Here is a 14,854-nt window from a genome sequence, read left to right as displayed (position 1 = left end):
TTGATTTGGTTTGGCCCGTCAACCTACTTGCTTTTCTAGATGGATTCTCGCTCGGGTATGTCCTGATTTGGTTAATTGAACGAGTTATCTGTCAGATAAGGCAGTGGTCAAACAGGCGAACAGAACAAGGCTTATAACGACAGTGTAATCAATTAGTTTAGGAATTCGATAGACTGGTGGTAGTTCTTTAGGTGAGGATACTTGCTGACTGATCAGTTAGTTTTGGCTTGATCTCATAAACAACAAAAAAATCCCGCTGGCCGACTGTAAAGTTGTCTAGCCAACGGGAAAAGAAGATAATCAACTGTACCGACCCTATATAAAGCGTTTACCGGACCCCAACATTGGAGCCTGCTGCGTACCATAAGTTCGCGAGGGCTTTCTGGTGTTTGGAGCGTAGTTCTTCCAGCTTTATTTGCAGATCAATAAGCTTTGATTCCCGGCTGTTGACCAGAAACAAAGAACTCTCACCCATCTGAAATTTTTCGACTTCGGCGCGGACCAGAACTTGCTGATTCCTCATTGTCTGCTGCTGTGTAGCAATCTGCTGTTCCAGTGTGACGAGGTCATTCCAGTAGCTCTGTACTTCGTTTACAATATCCCGTCCTGTCTGCTGCCGTTCAAGTCCCGTTTGCTGGTTCTTAAGCTGTACCTGCCGGAGTTTACCCCGTTCAGCGCGCAGAAACAACGGAAACGCCAGATCGACGCCAATTTTATGGTTGCTCGGTTGAACGCCGTAGTACGTAGAGCCGTCGCCATTGCCTTCCGGAAGAGGACCACGGCTAAGAAGACTAGCTTCCAGACTTACCTTGGGCAATAGCAATGCCCGACGGTATCGCTCTTCAATTGTCAACTGCTGCTGCTTGTTCGCTAGCTTGATCAAATCCGGATGCTGCTGAGCGGCCCGGCTAAGCAAATCCTGAATCTGTAGCTGACTCGCCTGATCGGGCGGAGCGGCCTGCGGAATAACGGCAAGCGGTAGATCAACGGGTTGGGGCACCGCACTATCCCGACTACTCCACAAAAACGTACTCAGCATTAACCGGCTGTTTTGTAAATCGACACCGGCCTGTTGCAGCTGAACCTGTCTGTCCTGGGCTGTAATCAGGGCTTCGGTCGTGTCAATGGCTGCGGCATCACCGATCAACGCCCGTTGCCGAACGGCTACAAAGCGAGTTTGGGCCAATTGGTACCCTCGCTCGACCCAACGGAATTGCTGATAGGCTAGATACCAGTCCCAGTACGCTTTGGCTGCATCCAGCAATGTCTTGTTGATCAGCGAAATACGATCCGCTTCGGCAAGGTTGACCGCTAGCCGAGCCTGCCGAAGTGCATTCCGGCGGGCGTCGATAAACAGACCCTGCGAAACCGGAACCTTTACGCCCAGTGCCAGCAGACCCGTGGGTGGCACCACGTTTTCCGGATTCAGATAGTCGCCGGTGTTTCGGTCGTATCCCAATTTGAGGTCAAGACCGCCCGGCAACACCGGAACCAGTAAACCCGACTGCCATTTGTCGTAGTAGAGGGTATTGCCAAAATGCTTCCGGCTATAATCCGAAAAAATTCTTGGGTCGAAAGCGCCACGCGCCTGTTGAACCTGCGCCTGTGCTTCCAGACCCAGCAATGCTGCCTGTTTAACGATAGGGTTATGCTGCAAAACCGCCTGGTAAAACTCATCGGCTGTAAAAACAATCAGCGAGTCAGGGGTGGTAGCTGCTGCTAGCGATGTCGAACCCGACGCGCTGATTGCCGTTCTGGACAAAGCGTTGGACGATACCGGAATTACAGGCTCACGAGTAATGGGAGAGACCGGCGCGGGCGTTTGCCCAAACACCGGTCCTGTCCAGAGAAGTAGCCCCCAGAACCCGAAAAGCAAAATGAGTGATCTCATAGTTTTTCGGTCTTTTCTGGTTCTTGCTTCAGGTTTGGCGGAAAGCCGTTGAGCTGACGCCAGATCTCATACCATACTGGTACGTTATCGAGCATCACCCAGCCAATAACACCCGAACCAACGCGGAGCTGCGAAGGCCAGGGCTGGTCGTTGGGTAACTGCTCCGGTCTGACCAGCAAACGGTACTTGCCGTTGTTACTGCTGACCGCGTCGATAACAACCACTTTACCGCCGAACGTACCGACTGCTACTGCCGGCCAGCCCGAAAACTGAATAGCGGGCCATCCGTCAAATTGTAGCCGGACCATACGACCCCGCTGAATAAGTGGAACGTCCATTGCCCGCACGTACAATTCGACCGCAATGGTTGGCTTATCGGGCTGTAGTGTAGCAATCGATTCGCCTTCTTTGATTGTTTCGCCGATACCCGCTTTGAGCGCCCGCACGATGTAGCCGTTTTGAGGAGCCCGGATGATGTACAAACCACGGCGAACGGCCACGTTGCTGATCTTATTCCGCATAACGGCGATCTCGTTGTTAGCACTGGCCTGACTTGAAACGGCCGAACTACGATCCGACATAGTTTTGGCGATCTCCTGCTCGTATTTCGCCTGAATCAGATCCAGGTTGATTCGAGCGTTGGTCAGCGACTGGCGGGTTACGTTGAGCTTATTTTCCTGCATGATCACTTTGGCGTAATCCTGCTGAAGGGTAATCCGTCGTGATTCCAGATCGGTAAGCGAAAATAACCCATCCTGATAGCCTTTTTCGTAGCGTTCAAGCCGGGAAACGGCAATTTGGTAATTGCGCTGGATTGCCACCAGGTCAGCACTATCAATGCGAACCTGTAACTGGCTTTGCCGTACCTTGTTGCGAGCAGCGGCCAGATCGGCCTTTACCCCAACTCCTAATGCCCGCATCTGCCCGTCGAGTGCGTCGATCTTGGCATCGGTAGCAATGCGGGAGCCTTGTTTAGCCGCTAATTGTTCCCGTAGCCGCTGCGGAAGATTCGGGTCGAAATACTCGTCTTTGATCTCCGAAATAACCAGAATGGTATCGCCTTTTTTGACGTACTGGCCCTCCTGAGCCGCCCATCGTTCGATCCGGCCAGCAATGGCGTTTTGTAACGATTGGGGTCGGTCCTGTGGTGTCAGCGCCGTAACGGTTCCTGTACCGTCGACATTCTGACGCCAGGGCAGCAGCAGAACGATAAACGTGATGAATAAAAAGAACAACATCCAGCGGCCTAGTCTGCGGCCACCTTTGGGCTTTGGTAAATCCTGTAAGGTTTTGAGCGGATGCTCAGCAAACATCTGCTCATCTATCTGCTGATTAGATATGTTAAGCATGTGTTGTTGCGTCAGTTTCTAAAGGTAAGTCGGTAATCATACCAATTTTTTCAACACCCGCCAGCATGTCAAACACCGTATCGATGCTGGACGTCAGCTTGTCAACGGCTCCGGTAACAAGGACAATAACCAACTCGGACGCCACAAACTGTCCCAGAGACATCTGGCGGCTAACAACCAACGACGTACCCAGAATCAGCAAACCGCCCGTAACAAGGGTCCGGAAGGCGACAGAGCTGTAATAAAAGCGCTTTAATACGCGGAAATGATCATTACGGTGGTGAATGTAATTAGCGAGTCGCTTGTCGATCTGATCGATGGGTTTTTCCTCGTTGTCGAATTCGCCATGTTCGGCCAGGTGTAGCGAATACTTCTCCAGCCAGTCTACCACCTTGTATTTATCACTCGATTCTTTGATGCTGGTTCGCGTACCTTCTGGCCCAAACAACCGGATGACGGCGTACAAAATCAGGATGGTAACGAAGCCAAAACCAATAAAAACGGGATGGTAAAACGAAAGCAGAAGAATCCCGAACAGAATCTGCACCGCAGCCGCTGGCATATCGATCAATACCTTCGACATGCCTTTCTGAAGGGTCACAACGTCGAAAAAGCGGTTCATCAGCTCGGGCGGGTAGTAATCATCCATAGCCTCCGGTTTGATACGGGGTAAACGGTAGGTAACCTCAAAAGCCGCTTTGACGAATATACGCTGTTGAATAATTTCGACCAGTGTTAGCTGAACGATGGTAAGGATTCCTCCGGCCAGCACGCCTACGATTACTAAACCAATCAGGACATAAATGGAACTGAATAACATACCACTTGACGCCAGATTGAAGACAGCTTGAATGCCAAGGGGTAAGGTAAGGCCGATGAGGCCGGTAATGATTGCAAACAAAAGAGTGTAGACAATATCTTTTCGTTCGGTTCCTAATAGCCTGTACAAACGCTGGAGGGGCGTTGGTGGGGGCTGTAGGTGTGTACTAACCGCCATACTTACAAAAGTGTTAACATTAAAACGGGATTAAAAACCTATTAAAAGCCTAACGTAAGAAATCGAATTTTGGTTTGTTGCCGCTAAACGAAGAGCTGTTTTTAAGATTTGTTAAGAATTCACTTCTGGTGTAAGTAACTAATTATCAAGAAAAAAGTTGTTGATCGGTGAGTATAATAAACTAAGGATTATGCTCAGCAAGTTTATTATTTTGATATCACCAGCAAGGAAAAATAGCCTATGCCGCCCGATAAAACGGAGCCAGTAAGCACGGCAAATTTGGCGGCTGTCTGCAATTGAGGCTGGTCGGCGAAGGACAGAAACGTTATAAAAATCGACATAGTAAATCCAATACCACCCAGGATTCCTACTCCTGCAAGGTGTTTCCAATGCGCTCCTGTGGGTAGTTCACACAGGTTTGTTCTCACCGATAAAAAGGAGAATAAAAAAATGCCCAACGGTTTTCCGATCAGTAAACCCAGTACAATGCCTATTCCCAGCGGTGTCGTAAGGCCCTCGATCATGCCCTGTTCGAAACGAATAGTGGTATTTGCCAGCGCGAAGAGAGGAATAATAAAAAAGTTGACTGGTCTTAGCAGCGCACGTTCCAGCTTTTCCAGGGGAGATTTGGCTGCTTGCTGTGTAATTGGTATGGTAAAAGCCGTAGCTACGCCAGCGATCGTAGCGTGAATACCCGAATGATGGATGAAGTACCACATCACCATGCCCGGTAGCAGATAAAAGGCAAGATTTGTTACACCCAGACGATTAAACGTCAGCAATAGCAACAGAATAACTCCTGCATAGGCCAGGTACAAACCATGGATATCGGCAGAATAAAAAATAGCGATTACCAGAATAGCCGCCAGGTCGTCGGTAATAGCCAGCGCCGACAGAAAGATTTTTAACGAAGCCGGGACTTTGTTGCCCAGTAACCGGATAATAGCCAAGGCAAAAGCAATATCGGTAGCCATGGGAATACCCCAGCCGCCCGCTGTAGTAGTGCCGGAATTGATTAATAAATAAATCATAGCCGGAACAGTAACCCCGCCTAGCGCAGCTAGAACGGGCAAGGCGGCTTTTCTGAACGAAGCCAGTTCGCCCTGTACTACTTCCCGCTTGATTTCGAGGCCGACCATCAAAAAGAAAACAGCCATCAGGCCGTCGTTGATCCAGAGCAGAATGGGGTACCTAAGCGCCAGGTGCGTCGTAATAAAGCCAATTTCCTGCGCCAGAATCCTCTCGAATGCACTACCCAACGGCGAATTTGCCAGTGCTAACGACGCGATAACACAGCCGAAAAGGACACTACCACTCGATGATTCGGATTTGAAAAAGAGACGAAAATGCCGGGATACACGTTCCTTCACGCGCAATGTACGTTAATAAGCTGCAAAGAACGTGAAAAGGGATGGCTTTAAACGGCTCTGTGGTGCGGGCTTGGTACTTGGATAATTGCTTTGCCCAGAAAAACAATGGCACATTGCAGGCTAGAAACGCCTGAAGAAAATAAAGCGGGCGTAACCCGTATGCGTGACTTCTGTTCAAAGCCGCTTATACGGGTTACGCCCTATCGAAACTTTTGACTGTTACGACTGAACTTCGGTGAACGTACACAGGGAGCTAACGTAGTCTTTACTACCGTCAGTAACCCACGAATCCAATTGAGCGGGATCTTTTAACTGCTGTCCCCGGAATCTGGGCACTACAATATAGCCACATTTAACATCGGTCAGTGCCGACATGTCGCTCCACAGTTTTTCGATCTGCGCCACGGGATAAATGTCTTCCTGCCCGTGTCCCCAGCGGTATTTCACATCCTTGATGGTGACATACGTAGGAATGCGGTGCGCAACGCTACGTACCGCTTTGGCAAGTTGCGCTTCATCGCCTGCCTGTAGATCCTCGCGTGTCAATCCAAACAGTTGGAGCAGCGGATCAATCTGAATCCAGGTCGTATTTGAATTGTAGTAGCTCAGATTCAACTCGTCTTCTTCGCGGGGCTGAGCCAAGCCTTCGAGTAGGCGGATATGGCCATTGACCCGAGCCAGTCCACCCCCACGGTCTTCGATCCGACGCGGGACAACCTCAAACGAGAGTACGTTGCCTGATTCGAGGTGATACCCCAGCGCCACCGGATCAACGTCCGCACCGAGTGTATCAATATTATGAAGCATCAGCGTTTCTACCTGCGGGTGGTCGGCAAGGAGCTTCGCCAGTGTACCATTCCGCAATAGGTTCGACAACTCATACCAGTGACCCAGCGGAGAAAACCGTTGGCCAGCGATGTTATCGACGTAATCGGAGCCTTCGCCTTTCGACTTAGCCCAGCCGATCATCGCTTGCCGCACCGCGTCCCGCACTTTTTGCTTGTTCTCATCGAGCGTTTCCTGAGGCATCTCTTCCCACATAAACCGCAGATCGCGCTCGGTCGGCACAAACCGCTGGCCGATGGAACGCCCCGGTGACAGGAAGGTAGGACCCGGATAACCGAAGTTGCGGGTTTGTTCCAGCTTTTTTCGAATCGGTTCGTGGGTCAGATAGCTGGTCGCCACGACATGAGGAATCGTAGCGCCATACCGCTCGGCCACTTTCCGCGATTTGGCCATGTGAATTTCCAGAAAGCTTCGGTGTACCCCCTCAATCTCGACAAACGGATTGATGGTTTTAATCACACCGGCTCCTTTTGTCCAGCGGCTTCCTATACCCGCCCCTAGGCTTAGTACGGCTACCTTTCCGGATCGGATGGCTTCTTCACCCGCGCTGGCCAAAGCCGTTAACGCATCGAGCTGGGCAATTTCTTCGGGGAGAACATCCTCAATTAAGGTTTCAACGGGCAGGCGGTTACGGGCCAATCCAATTCGGCCTTTTTGCAATTCCTCCCGAATCTCTTCGTGCTGAATGAAGTCGAAACCGTTTTCTTTCTTAATCCGGTCAGCTTTCTCGTTTTCGGCGCTACGATTACCCTGTGAGGTAGGGTCCGATACCTTAAACAGATTACTGACGATGGTACGCAACAGCGGATACGCCTGGTTATTCTGCTCGCAGTAGGTCGTAAAATAATCGATTTCGGCCCGGCGGACGTACGGAATTGAGCTAGGATCTTTGCGCACCAGTTCTGACACGTGAATACCGTAATACTGTTCCGGCATCAGGGCATCATTACCTTCATGCAGGGTAGACCAGGTGCCTTTTTTGTTGATCGTCCAGTTGTAGACCACAGGCTCCACCGCAAAGGGTAGCGAATCGGAGAGTTCATTCTTGGTTGTCCGAAGAATGTCCAGCACCCGCATCTTGTAGTCTTCGTAGTGATCGGGATTAACAAACATTCCCATACCGCCACCCGACATACCGCCAAGCATCAGGAAGCCATAATAGTCATCGCCGAATTGCTTTTTGGCTTTGGCGATGAGCTGTTCGGTAAAGTACGTAGACGCCCAGGGAATAATCGTCTTGATTGGATATTCCCAGTTGCGGGCGGTGTTGGCACCCAGCTTCTTGATGTCGCCTTCTTTGATAGCACCCAGGATGTTATCGAAAATCTGGTTTGTTTGCTGACGGGCGGCCCATTCTTTATCACCCCGGAGCAGGTATTTCTCGGAAACCATTTCCAGAATCGGGCCGACGTTAGACGCCATACCGCCGTGCATCAGCACCAGCGAGTTCATGATTTTTTGCTCAATGTCGGGATGCACATCGTCGCCCTGCAAGACGCGGTGACGAGGGAGCAACGTACCCCGGCTGATACCAAATTCGGGATCGCCTTCCTGCGCGAACGTACCCTGAATGGCTTTGATGCCTGGCCAAACACCGCCGGAGTCCTGCCAGCCGCCCCCCGAACCACCAATCCACTCGCCTAGAATGGCGCGTGATGCGACCAGTCGGCGTTCACTTTCTTCCAGACCGCCTTCCAGATTGCGCGTCTGTCCAGAAGCCCGCATCAGCAGACTAATGATGGAACCCAGCAGGTTGGTCGAAACCGCAAACCGTGATCCTTTCGGAATGTCGTTGACCTTCGTGACGAGTTCGATACCCATGCCAGGAGCGACAATCCGGGCCAGAATAGCAGCCAGCGACTGATTGGTTCCTTCAAACGAGGGTGGAATCAGGCCCGACGCGATAACCCCGGCTTTCACCAGACTGAGGTAATCGTTTCCAAAATTGAACAGGTCGGCTAGATCATGAACGTCTTTCGTTGTGTTCAGGTCAACGCTGGTCAGGCGCAGGACCGGCTCCGAAATAACGCGGACGTAGCAATGCAGGGGCGGACGAATGTCTTTGTCGCGCCCGAATACGCCGAGGTCAATGGAAATATTGATGACCCGAGCACCTTCGGGGTAATCCATTCCCAGAAAGAAAATATCCGACCAGCCGCTGTGCGTCAAATCCATCCGAACGGAGGTTTGCTCGTGCAGAACAGGATAGAAAAGAGAATTTTCCGCCCGTTGGAGCAACTTGGGATGAATACGGATGGGGTGTTCGTCCTGATGGCCAACGCGGAACATCCACTGATTGCCTTTGCTCGAGCGAACGCTTTTCCGAACCTGATCGGCTAGAATCTGGAAAGACAGATGATGGTAGCTATCCGCCAGCGCACTGAACAATGGAGCGCTGGGGCCTTGCCGATCCAGATCCTGCAAGAATGTCGCAATTGCCTGCTCGAACCGGCGAGCCAATAAATCCTCGAAACCCGCGTAGGGGATTTTGCCAATACTGGGCGTCTCTTTGGCTTCCATCAGGAAAAAGCGGAAACCAGCGTATAAAAAGAGAATCGCTCTAACTTTATCGTATAAGTTCGGCGTGGACTTTCGAAAGTCGTCCAGTTCACGCAGGGCGTTTAGTAGATTATTGGCGGATAAATTGCGGCTTAACTCAAAAAAGGATCGGTTTCGTGTAGTGGGATCAGTGGAGGTTATTGTTTCGATGAAAACATTCATGTGGCCTTCTTTTATAAGCGGGTAGACGCCTTGGCTTGTTGGAGATGGAAATTGGCGGTCAACGGCTACTGAACCAGTTTTGCCTTACGCGTATTGGTTTCGGCCAGAAGCTCTACCATCGACGTTAGTGTTTCGTCGTGAGCGACACCCGCCAGTCCTAAAGCCATTTGCGCCCGTAGTAGACCCTGGCGTCCGCTCAGATCATAGCGGTTACCCTGTACTTCAAGCGCCAGGTATTTTTCGGTTTCGGCCAGTTCCTGTAACGTAGGCGTAAGCAGAACATTGGTGCTTCCCTGCGCGATCTGTTTCTGAAGAATATCGAAAACCGTCGGCGTAAAGACGTGCATCCCGAAGAAGCAGAGGTAATAACCCACGCGCAGACCGGGTGTTTGCAGTTCCAGTTCGGCCACGCTCAGGGACGGCTTTTCAATAATTTTTTCGATCTGATAAACGCCGGGCATGTTGGGAACGTGCTTGCCCGTTAGCGTGCCGTAGCGACCGATTAGGTGTTCGATTGTAGGATTGACGGCAGACACCGAACAGTTTTCCTGCGTAGCCAACTCGATCAGTTGGGCAGCGCAACGTTTGCTGGTGAGGTTAGAAATGTACAGATAATCGCCTAACAGCAACAGGAATGGCTCGCTGTTCACGAAGTCTTTAGCACAATGAACGGCATGGCCGTAGCCCAGCGGTTCCTGCTGTTCGGTGAACTGTGTACGACTGATAAGGTTATCGATTTTTTCGGCTTCCTCACGAGCCCAGTCTACGTTCTTGAATGACTTAACCAGATTGTCGCGCAACGACGTGAAGGCATTGATGTAGCGTTCTCCATCGCCGGGGGCGCAGACGACGCAGATTTCTTCAATGCCGCTTAGAAAAGCCTCTTCGGCAATGGCTTGAATAACTGGCTTGTGCAAACCATCGATATCGATAACGGGGAGCATGGCCTTCTGTATCGTATCGGCTACCGGATATAACCGTTCTCCGCGCGCTGCTGCGGTGATAACTGCTTTTCTTACTTTCATTTGTAGAGACTATTCGCCATCGAAGATAACGGGATATCTGTAATTTGCCCAAATCCACGCCTAGCCATACGAACAACCGTGATTGCACGAACGGCTTTTTAGATAGGATATGTGACTGTATTCCAAGATATTAGGCCACATAGTAGGTATTAATCATATTGCCATTTCGGTAACCATCGAAAGCTAGTTCGCTACCGCTATACGGAACGATACTGTCCTGGCTATAAGTCGTAAACAGTATTCGAAATAGGTGAGCAGGTAAGGATGGTCGCTCGTGTTTTAACGCTTTTTGCCCTGTATTTGGTGAGATCGGCGTGCTACGAAAACAAACACGACCCGATTGCGGTAATAGGAGATAGGCCTGATAGCCTATTTTTGCCAGAGTCGTTTAAACGCTAGCTTTACAGCCGATCAAAAGATATAAAAAGATACAGTATGAACATGATGGACATGTTCGGGAAAATGAAGGAAGTTCAATCCCGGATGCAGGACGCGCAACAGACGCTTAGTAACGTTACGGAAACCGGCGAGTCGGGAGCGGGCCTGGTTAAAGTGACGGTTAATGGTCTGAAACATATTCTGACAATTGACATTGATCCTGATCTGATCAAACCGGAAGATCGGGAAATGTTGCAGGATCTGATCGTTGCCGCCACCAATAAAGCGATGAGTAATATAGAAACCAAAGCGCGGGAGCACCTGCGTCAGGCTACCGAAGGGTTGTTGCCAAATATTCCGGGCCTCAATTTGGACGGCTTAATGTAGGAAAGTGTTTGTAAATTTGTCGTTCGTAGTTGGTCTATCACGCAGCTACGAACGACAAACCACAAACGAGTTCCGTGGATACCCTCGCAATTGTTATTTTAAATTATAACGGTCAATCGTTCCTCGCCAAGTTTCTGCCGACGGTGCTCGCATACGCCGAAGGTCATCCGGTTTACGTGGCCGACAGTGCTTCGACAGACGGTTCCGTCGCATTCGTTCAGGATAATTTTCCTGCTGTTCGGCTCATTGAGTTAGCCCACAACGGTGGCTATGCCGGTGGGTATAACATGGCGCTGGAATACATCCGAACCCATCACGGCGGGGCTCACTACTACGTTCTACCCAACTCTGATATTGAAGTGACGCCCGGCTGGATTGCGCCGGTGTTGTCGTTGCTAGAATCCAACCCGAAGATTGCCGCCTGTCAACCCAAAATCCTGTCGTACAGCCAGCGGGATACGTTCGAGCATGCAGGTGCAGCGGGTGGATTCGTTGACAAGCTTGGCTATGTCTTTTGCCGGGGGCGTGTCTTTGCCACGTTTGAAACCGACCAAGGGCAGTACAACGATAATCAACAAGTGTTTTGGGCAACGGGGGCATGTCTGTTTGTTCGGGCCGACTTGTTTCACCAGGCTGGTGGCTTCGATACTACCTTTTTCGCCCACATGGAAGAGATTGATCTGTGCTGGCGGCTGCAACGGCTGGGGTACGAGGTGTGGGCCTGCGGGCAATCGACGGTCTACCACGTTGGAGGGGGCACACTACCCAAGTCGAATCCGCACAAAACGTATCTTAACTACCGGAACAGCTTGTTTATGCTGTACAAGAACTGGCCCGCCGATGGCTGGTTGTGGGGTAAAATCCTGTTGCGGCTGGTGCTGGACGGCGTATCGTCCTTGCTTTTTCTGAAAGTTGGTCAGTGGCGCGACGTGCAGGCCATCATACGGGCGCATTTTGCCTTTTACGGTCACTTGCCTTATTTACGACGCCAGCGTAAAGCCTTACGACAACAACAGAAACAGGCTGTTGCGTTGTACCCGTATAGTATTGTCTGGCAATACTTCGTAAAAGGGAAGAAGACGTTTAGAGAACTGCGTGACTTATAACTCCCAGATGGTCGGGTGAGCGTGTCGGCGCAGGTGCTTACTCATCTCCATCCAGAAAGCCAGGATAAGATACAAAACGACGGGTGACCCCAGGGTCAGAAATGAGGTGTAGATAAAGTACAGCCGGATGCTGCTGGCCGAGATGTTCATCTTCTCTCCCAGTAACGTGCAAACGCCAAACGCCTGCTTTTCGACGAAATACCTGAGCTTATCCATACTTCTTCTAGTAACGTATGTGCCTTGTTACGATTTTCCCGTATCACTGATCGAACAAAGCTAACAAACAAAAGCTATACAATGTTTGCCGTTTACACAGAAAAGCGCAATAAAGATCGTAGAACTACCTAAAAAAAGCGCGCATTTGCATTGGATTTGGAACAAATTTATTTACTTTGTGTTGTAGCGGGGGCAGTAGTTATCTTTTAACTAATGTCCCGTTATTGTCAACAAAGACCGTTGAGTTTCAGCCAAGTGTTCTGCCTGATGTATGCTTTGGTACCTGTTTCGCGTCCTTTGTTACTTTTTCCCTTTGTATGTTTAATTAGTTTAATTTTTGTTAGTTTTATGCAAACAGGTGTAGTAAAGTTTTTCAACGAAAGCAAAGGTTACGGGTTTATCGTTGAGGACGATTCCAATCGGGACATCTTCGTCCACATCACTGGTCTGAACGGTATCACCATCCGTGAAAAGGATCGGGTTCAATTTGAAGTTGTTGATGGCAAAAAAGGCCTCAACGCTGTGAAAGTGAAAAAATTAGAGTCAGAGTACTAAATCGCTACGTCTGACCACAAAATAACAAACCCCACTTGACGTCCAAGTGGGGTTTTTCAATTGGTTGATCCGGCCGTCTATTGGCCCGTCCAGCTGCGCACGTCAGCGATGGCGGGCATCGGTACTTCCATCTTAAGCTTTTTGCGTACGCCACCCAGGTCGTTGAAAAGTTTGTTTGGATTGGCCGTACGGAGTTGCTCAACTGTAAGGAAGCCAAGCTTTTGAACGGCTGGAACCCACTCCGCCGGAACCCCAGCTGCTACAAATTCGCTTTCGTCAGATTGTTCAAGTTTTTTCTCGGGGCGCATCTGCGGGAAAAACAGCACATCCTGAATGGAAGGCTGGTTGGTCATGATCATCGTCAGACGGTCGATACCCAAACCGACGCCCGCCGTTGGTGGCATACCATATTCAAGGGCGCGCAGAAAATCCTCGTCCAGCGCCATCGCTTCCTCATCACCGCGCTCGGCCAGCCGAAGTTGTTCTTCAAAACGCTCGCGTTGATCGAGCGGGTCGTTTAGCTCCGAATACGCATTCGCAATCTCTTTACCATTACAGATGGCTTCGAAACGCTCTACCAGACCCGGTTTGCTGCGGTGCTTTTTGGTAAGCGGAGACATTTCGACCGGATAGTCGGTAATGAACGTCGGCTGGATCATGTTTGGCTCGCAGGCTTCACCGAACAACTCGTCGATCAGCTTCGATTTACCCATCGTGCTGTCCACTTTGATGCCGCGACTTTCGGCTACTTGCCGGAGTTCATCCTCTTCCATTGCCGACACATCGACGCCGGTGTATTCCTGAATGGCTTCGAACATGGTCAGGCGTTTCCAGGGACGTTTGAAATCGATAACATTTTCGCCCACCGTTACTTTCGTCGTACCAGCAACGTCCAGTGCTACTTTTTCAACCATCTCTTCGATGGTATCCATCATCCACAGGTAATCTTTGTAGGCGACGTAGAATTCAACCTGCGTAAATTCCGGATTGTGAGTACGGTCCATACCTTCGTTCCGGAAATCTTTCGCAAACTCGAAAACACCGTCGTAGCCACCAACGATGAGCCGTTTCAGGTACAACTCGTTAGCAATCCGCATGTACAGCGTCATGTCGAGCGTGTTGTGATGCGTACGGAACGGGCGGGCCGTTGCGCCACCGTGAATTGGCTGAAGAATAGGGGTTTCGACTTCCAGATAGCCCCGCTGGCTTAGAAACTGACGGATGGAATTGACCAGTTTCGTGCGCTTCACGAAAACATCGCGCACTTGCGGATTCACGATCAGGTCTACGTACCGCTGGCGGTAGCGTTGTTCGGGGTCGGTAAAGGCATCGTAGACTTCTTTTTCGCCTTTCTCGTTCACCACTTCCTTGACAACCGGCAAAGGTCTCAGCGCTTTGTTGAGTACCTTGAATTCCTTCACGTATACGGACAACTCACCGGTTTTGGTCGAGAAAACGTGCCCCCGTACGCCGATGATGTCGCCGATGTCGAGCAGTTTTTTAAATACCGTGTTGTACAGCGTTTTATCGTCGTCCGGGCAAAGGTCGTCGCGCCGGAAATAGAATTGAAGCCGTCCGGTCGAATCCTGAATCTCGGCAAAGGATGCGCTACCCATAATACGGAAGCCCATCAATCGTCCAGCTAGTTGGACATTTCCCCAGCGTTCGTCGCCGGAGAGGTCCATTTCGGGGGTTACTTCGGTTTCAGGACCGGTCTGGAAAGCGGACCGAATATCAGCAATGGTCGCTGTTACGTCGAATAGTTCAGCGGGATAGGGGTCGATGCCCATCCGCATCAGTTCTTCGCGTTTTTGTCGGCGGTTTATCTCTTGTTCGCTCAGTAGCATGATTATCAATGAGTCGGTCGGTCAATTTAATGAACGAACCAGTATTTTAGGGCGCAAAAATAGTGAAAAGGATTGGCGTTTACAGACATAAGATCGAATAGTAGCTTTTGCCCTTATTTCAATTCCTTTCTTAAAATAACGGTAAGCACTTGTCGAACTTTTAAAG

General features: G+C 50.3%; 11 protein-coding genes. 3 read left to right on the top strand and 8 right to left on the bottom strand.

Annotated features, from left to right (window positions below; all coding sequences use genetic code 11):
- Positions 1 to 328 precede the first annotated feature (328 nt).
- The 6 genes from LQ777_RS21180 to LQ777_RS21155 all read right to left on the bottom strand — a co-directional run bounded on the left by LQ777_RS21180 (position 329) and on the right by LQ777_RS21155 (position 10,199).
- Positions 329 to 1,891, bottom strand: coding sequence for a TolC family protein (locus tag LQ777_RS21180; protein WP_232559931.1), 1,563 nt, complete (start codon positions 1,889 to 1,891; stop codon positions 329 to 331).
- Positions 1,888 to 3,240, bottom strand: a complete 1,353-nt coding sequence (locus LQ777_RS21175) for an HlyD family secretion protein (RefSeq protein ID WP_232559930.1) — start codon at positions 3,238 to 3,240, stop codon at positions 1,888 to 1,890. The genes LQ777_RS21180 and LQ777_RS21175 overlap by 4 nt, the downstream gene beginning before the upstream one ends.
- On the bottom strand, positions 3,233 to 4,237 hold the full coding sequence (locus tag LQ777_RS21170) for an ABC transporter transmembrane domain-containing protein (protein WP_232559929.1): 1,005 nt from the start codon (positions 4,235 to 4,237) through the stop codon (positions 3,233 to 3,235). Before LQ777_RS21170 ends, LQ777_RS21175 begins: the two co-directional genes overlap by 8 nt.
- Positions 4,238 to 4,443: 206 nt before the next feature.
- Positions 4,444 to 5,607: a Na+/H+ antiporter NhaA gene (nhaA, locus tag LQ777_RS21165; protein WP_232559928.1), complete on the bottom strand. Its 1,164-nt coding sequence runs from the start codon at positions 5,605 to 5,607 to the stop codon at positions 4,444 to 4,446.
- 219 nt (positions 5,608 to 5,826) lie between these two features.
- Complete coding sequence (locus LQ777_RS21160; protein WP_232559927.1) at positions 5,827 to 9,174, bottom strand: UTP--glucose-1-phosphate uridylyltransferase; 3,348 nt, start codon at positions 9,172 to 9,174, stop codon at positions 5,827 to 5,829.
- Positions 9,175 to 9,239: 65 nt separating this feature from the next.
- Complete coding sequence (locus tag LQ777_RS21155) at positions 9,240 to 10,199, bottom strand: UTP--glucose-1-phosphate uridylyltransferase (RefSeq protein ID WP_232559926.1); 960 nt, start codon at positions 10,197 to 10,199, stop codon at positions 9,240 to 9,242.
- Between the two features lie 435 nt (positions 10,200 to 10,634).
- Here LQ777_RS21155 and LQ777_RS21150 point away from each other — a divergent pair, with 435 nt between their 5' ends.
- Both LQ777_RS21150 and LQ777_RS21145 read left to right on the top strand, forming a co-directional pair.
- Positions 10,635 to 10,964 (top strand): YbaB/EbfC family nucleoid-associated protein, encoded by a 330-nt coding sequence (locus tag LQ777_RS21150; protein ID WP_232559925.1) that lies wholly within the window; start codon positions 10,635 to 10,637, stop codon positions 10,962 to 10,964.
- 74 nt (positions 10,965 to 11,038) lie between these two features.
- Entirely contained in the window at positions 11,039 to 12,070 is a 1,032-nt protein-coding gene (locus LQ777_RS21145; protein WP_232559924.1) for a glycosyltransferase family 2 protein, read from the top strand.
- Here the strand turns inward: LQ777_RS21145 and LQ777_RS21140 are convergent.
- A complete protein-coding gene (locus LQ777_RS21140; RefSeq protein WP_232559923.1) occupies positions 12,065 to 12,286 on the bottom strand; it encodes a PspC domain-containing protein in 222 nt (73 codons plus the stop codon). The genes LQ777_RS21145 and LQ777_RS21140 overlap by 6 nt on opposite strands.
- A gap of 348 nt (positions 12,287 to 12,634) precedes the next feature.
- On the opposite strand from LQ777_RS21140, the gene LQ777_RS21135 reads away from it, so the two are divergent.
- The gene (locus LQ777_RS21135; RefSeq protein WP_232559922.1) at positions 12,635 to 12,841 is read left to right on the top strand and encodes a cold-shock protein; all 207 of its coding nucleotides are present in this window, start codon (positions 12,635 to 12,637) and stop codon (positions 12,839 to 12,841) included.
- A 77-nt stretch (positions 12,842 to 12,918) separates the two neighbouring features.
- Here the strand turns inward: LQ777_RS21135 and lysS are convergent, their stop codons facing one another.
- Entirely contained in the window at positions 12,919 to 14,688 is a 1,770-nt protein-coding gene (gene lysS, locus LQ777_RS21130; RefSeq protein WP_232559921.1) for a lysine--tRNA ligase, read from the bottom strand.
- Positions 14,689 to 14,854 lie beyond the last annotated feature (166 nt).

It is taken from the genome of Spirosoma oryzicola (assembly GCF_021233055.1).
Classification (GTDB): domain Bacteria; phylum Bacteroidota; class Bacteroidia; order Cytophagales; family Spirosomataceae; genus Spirosoma; species Spirosoma oryzicola.
The sequence above is the reverse complement of the archived record's forward strand: the minus strand, read 5'-3'. Positions and strand labels throughout refer to the sequence as shown.

Bases quoted from the DNA above. Each gene is read 5' to 3' on its own strand.
- LQ777_RS21180 (WP_232559931.1), bottom strand. From the start codon at position 1,891: ATGAGATCACTCATTTTGCTTTTCGGGTTCTGGGGGCTACTTCTCTGG.
- LQ777_RS21175 (WP_232559930.1), bottom strand. From the start codon at position 3,240: ATGCTTAACATATCTAATCAGCAGATAGATGAGCAGATGTTTGCTGAG.
- LQ777_RS21170 (WP_232559929.1), bottom strand. From the start codon at position 4,237: ATGGCGGTTAGTACACACCTACAGCCCCCACCAACGCCCCTCCAGCGT.
- LQ777_RS21160 (WP_232559927.1), bottom strand. From the start codon at position 9,174: ATGAATGTTTTCATCGAAACAATAACCTCCACTGATCCCACTACACGA.
- LQ777_RS21155 (WP_232559926.1), bottom strand. From the start codon at position 10,199: ATGAAAGTAAGAAAAGCAGTTATCACCGCAGCAGCGCGCGGAGAACGG.
- LQ777_RS21150 (WP_232559925.1), top strand. From the start codon at position 10,635: ATGAACATGATGGACATGTTCGGGAAAATGAAGGAAGTTCAATCCCGG.
- LQ777_RS21140 (WP_232559923.1), bottom strand. From the start codon at position 12,286: ATGGATAAGCTCAGGTATTTCGTCGAAAAGCAGGCGTTTGGCGTTTGC.
- LQ777_RS21135 (WP_232559922.1), top strand. From the start codon at position 12,635: ATGCAAACAGGTGTAGTAAAGTTTTTCAACGAAAGCAAAGGTTACGGG.
- lysS (WP_232559921.1), bottom strand. From the start codon at position 14,688: ATGCTACTGAGCGAACAAGAGATAAACCGCCGACAAAAACGCGAAGAA.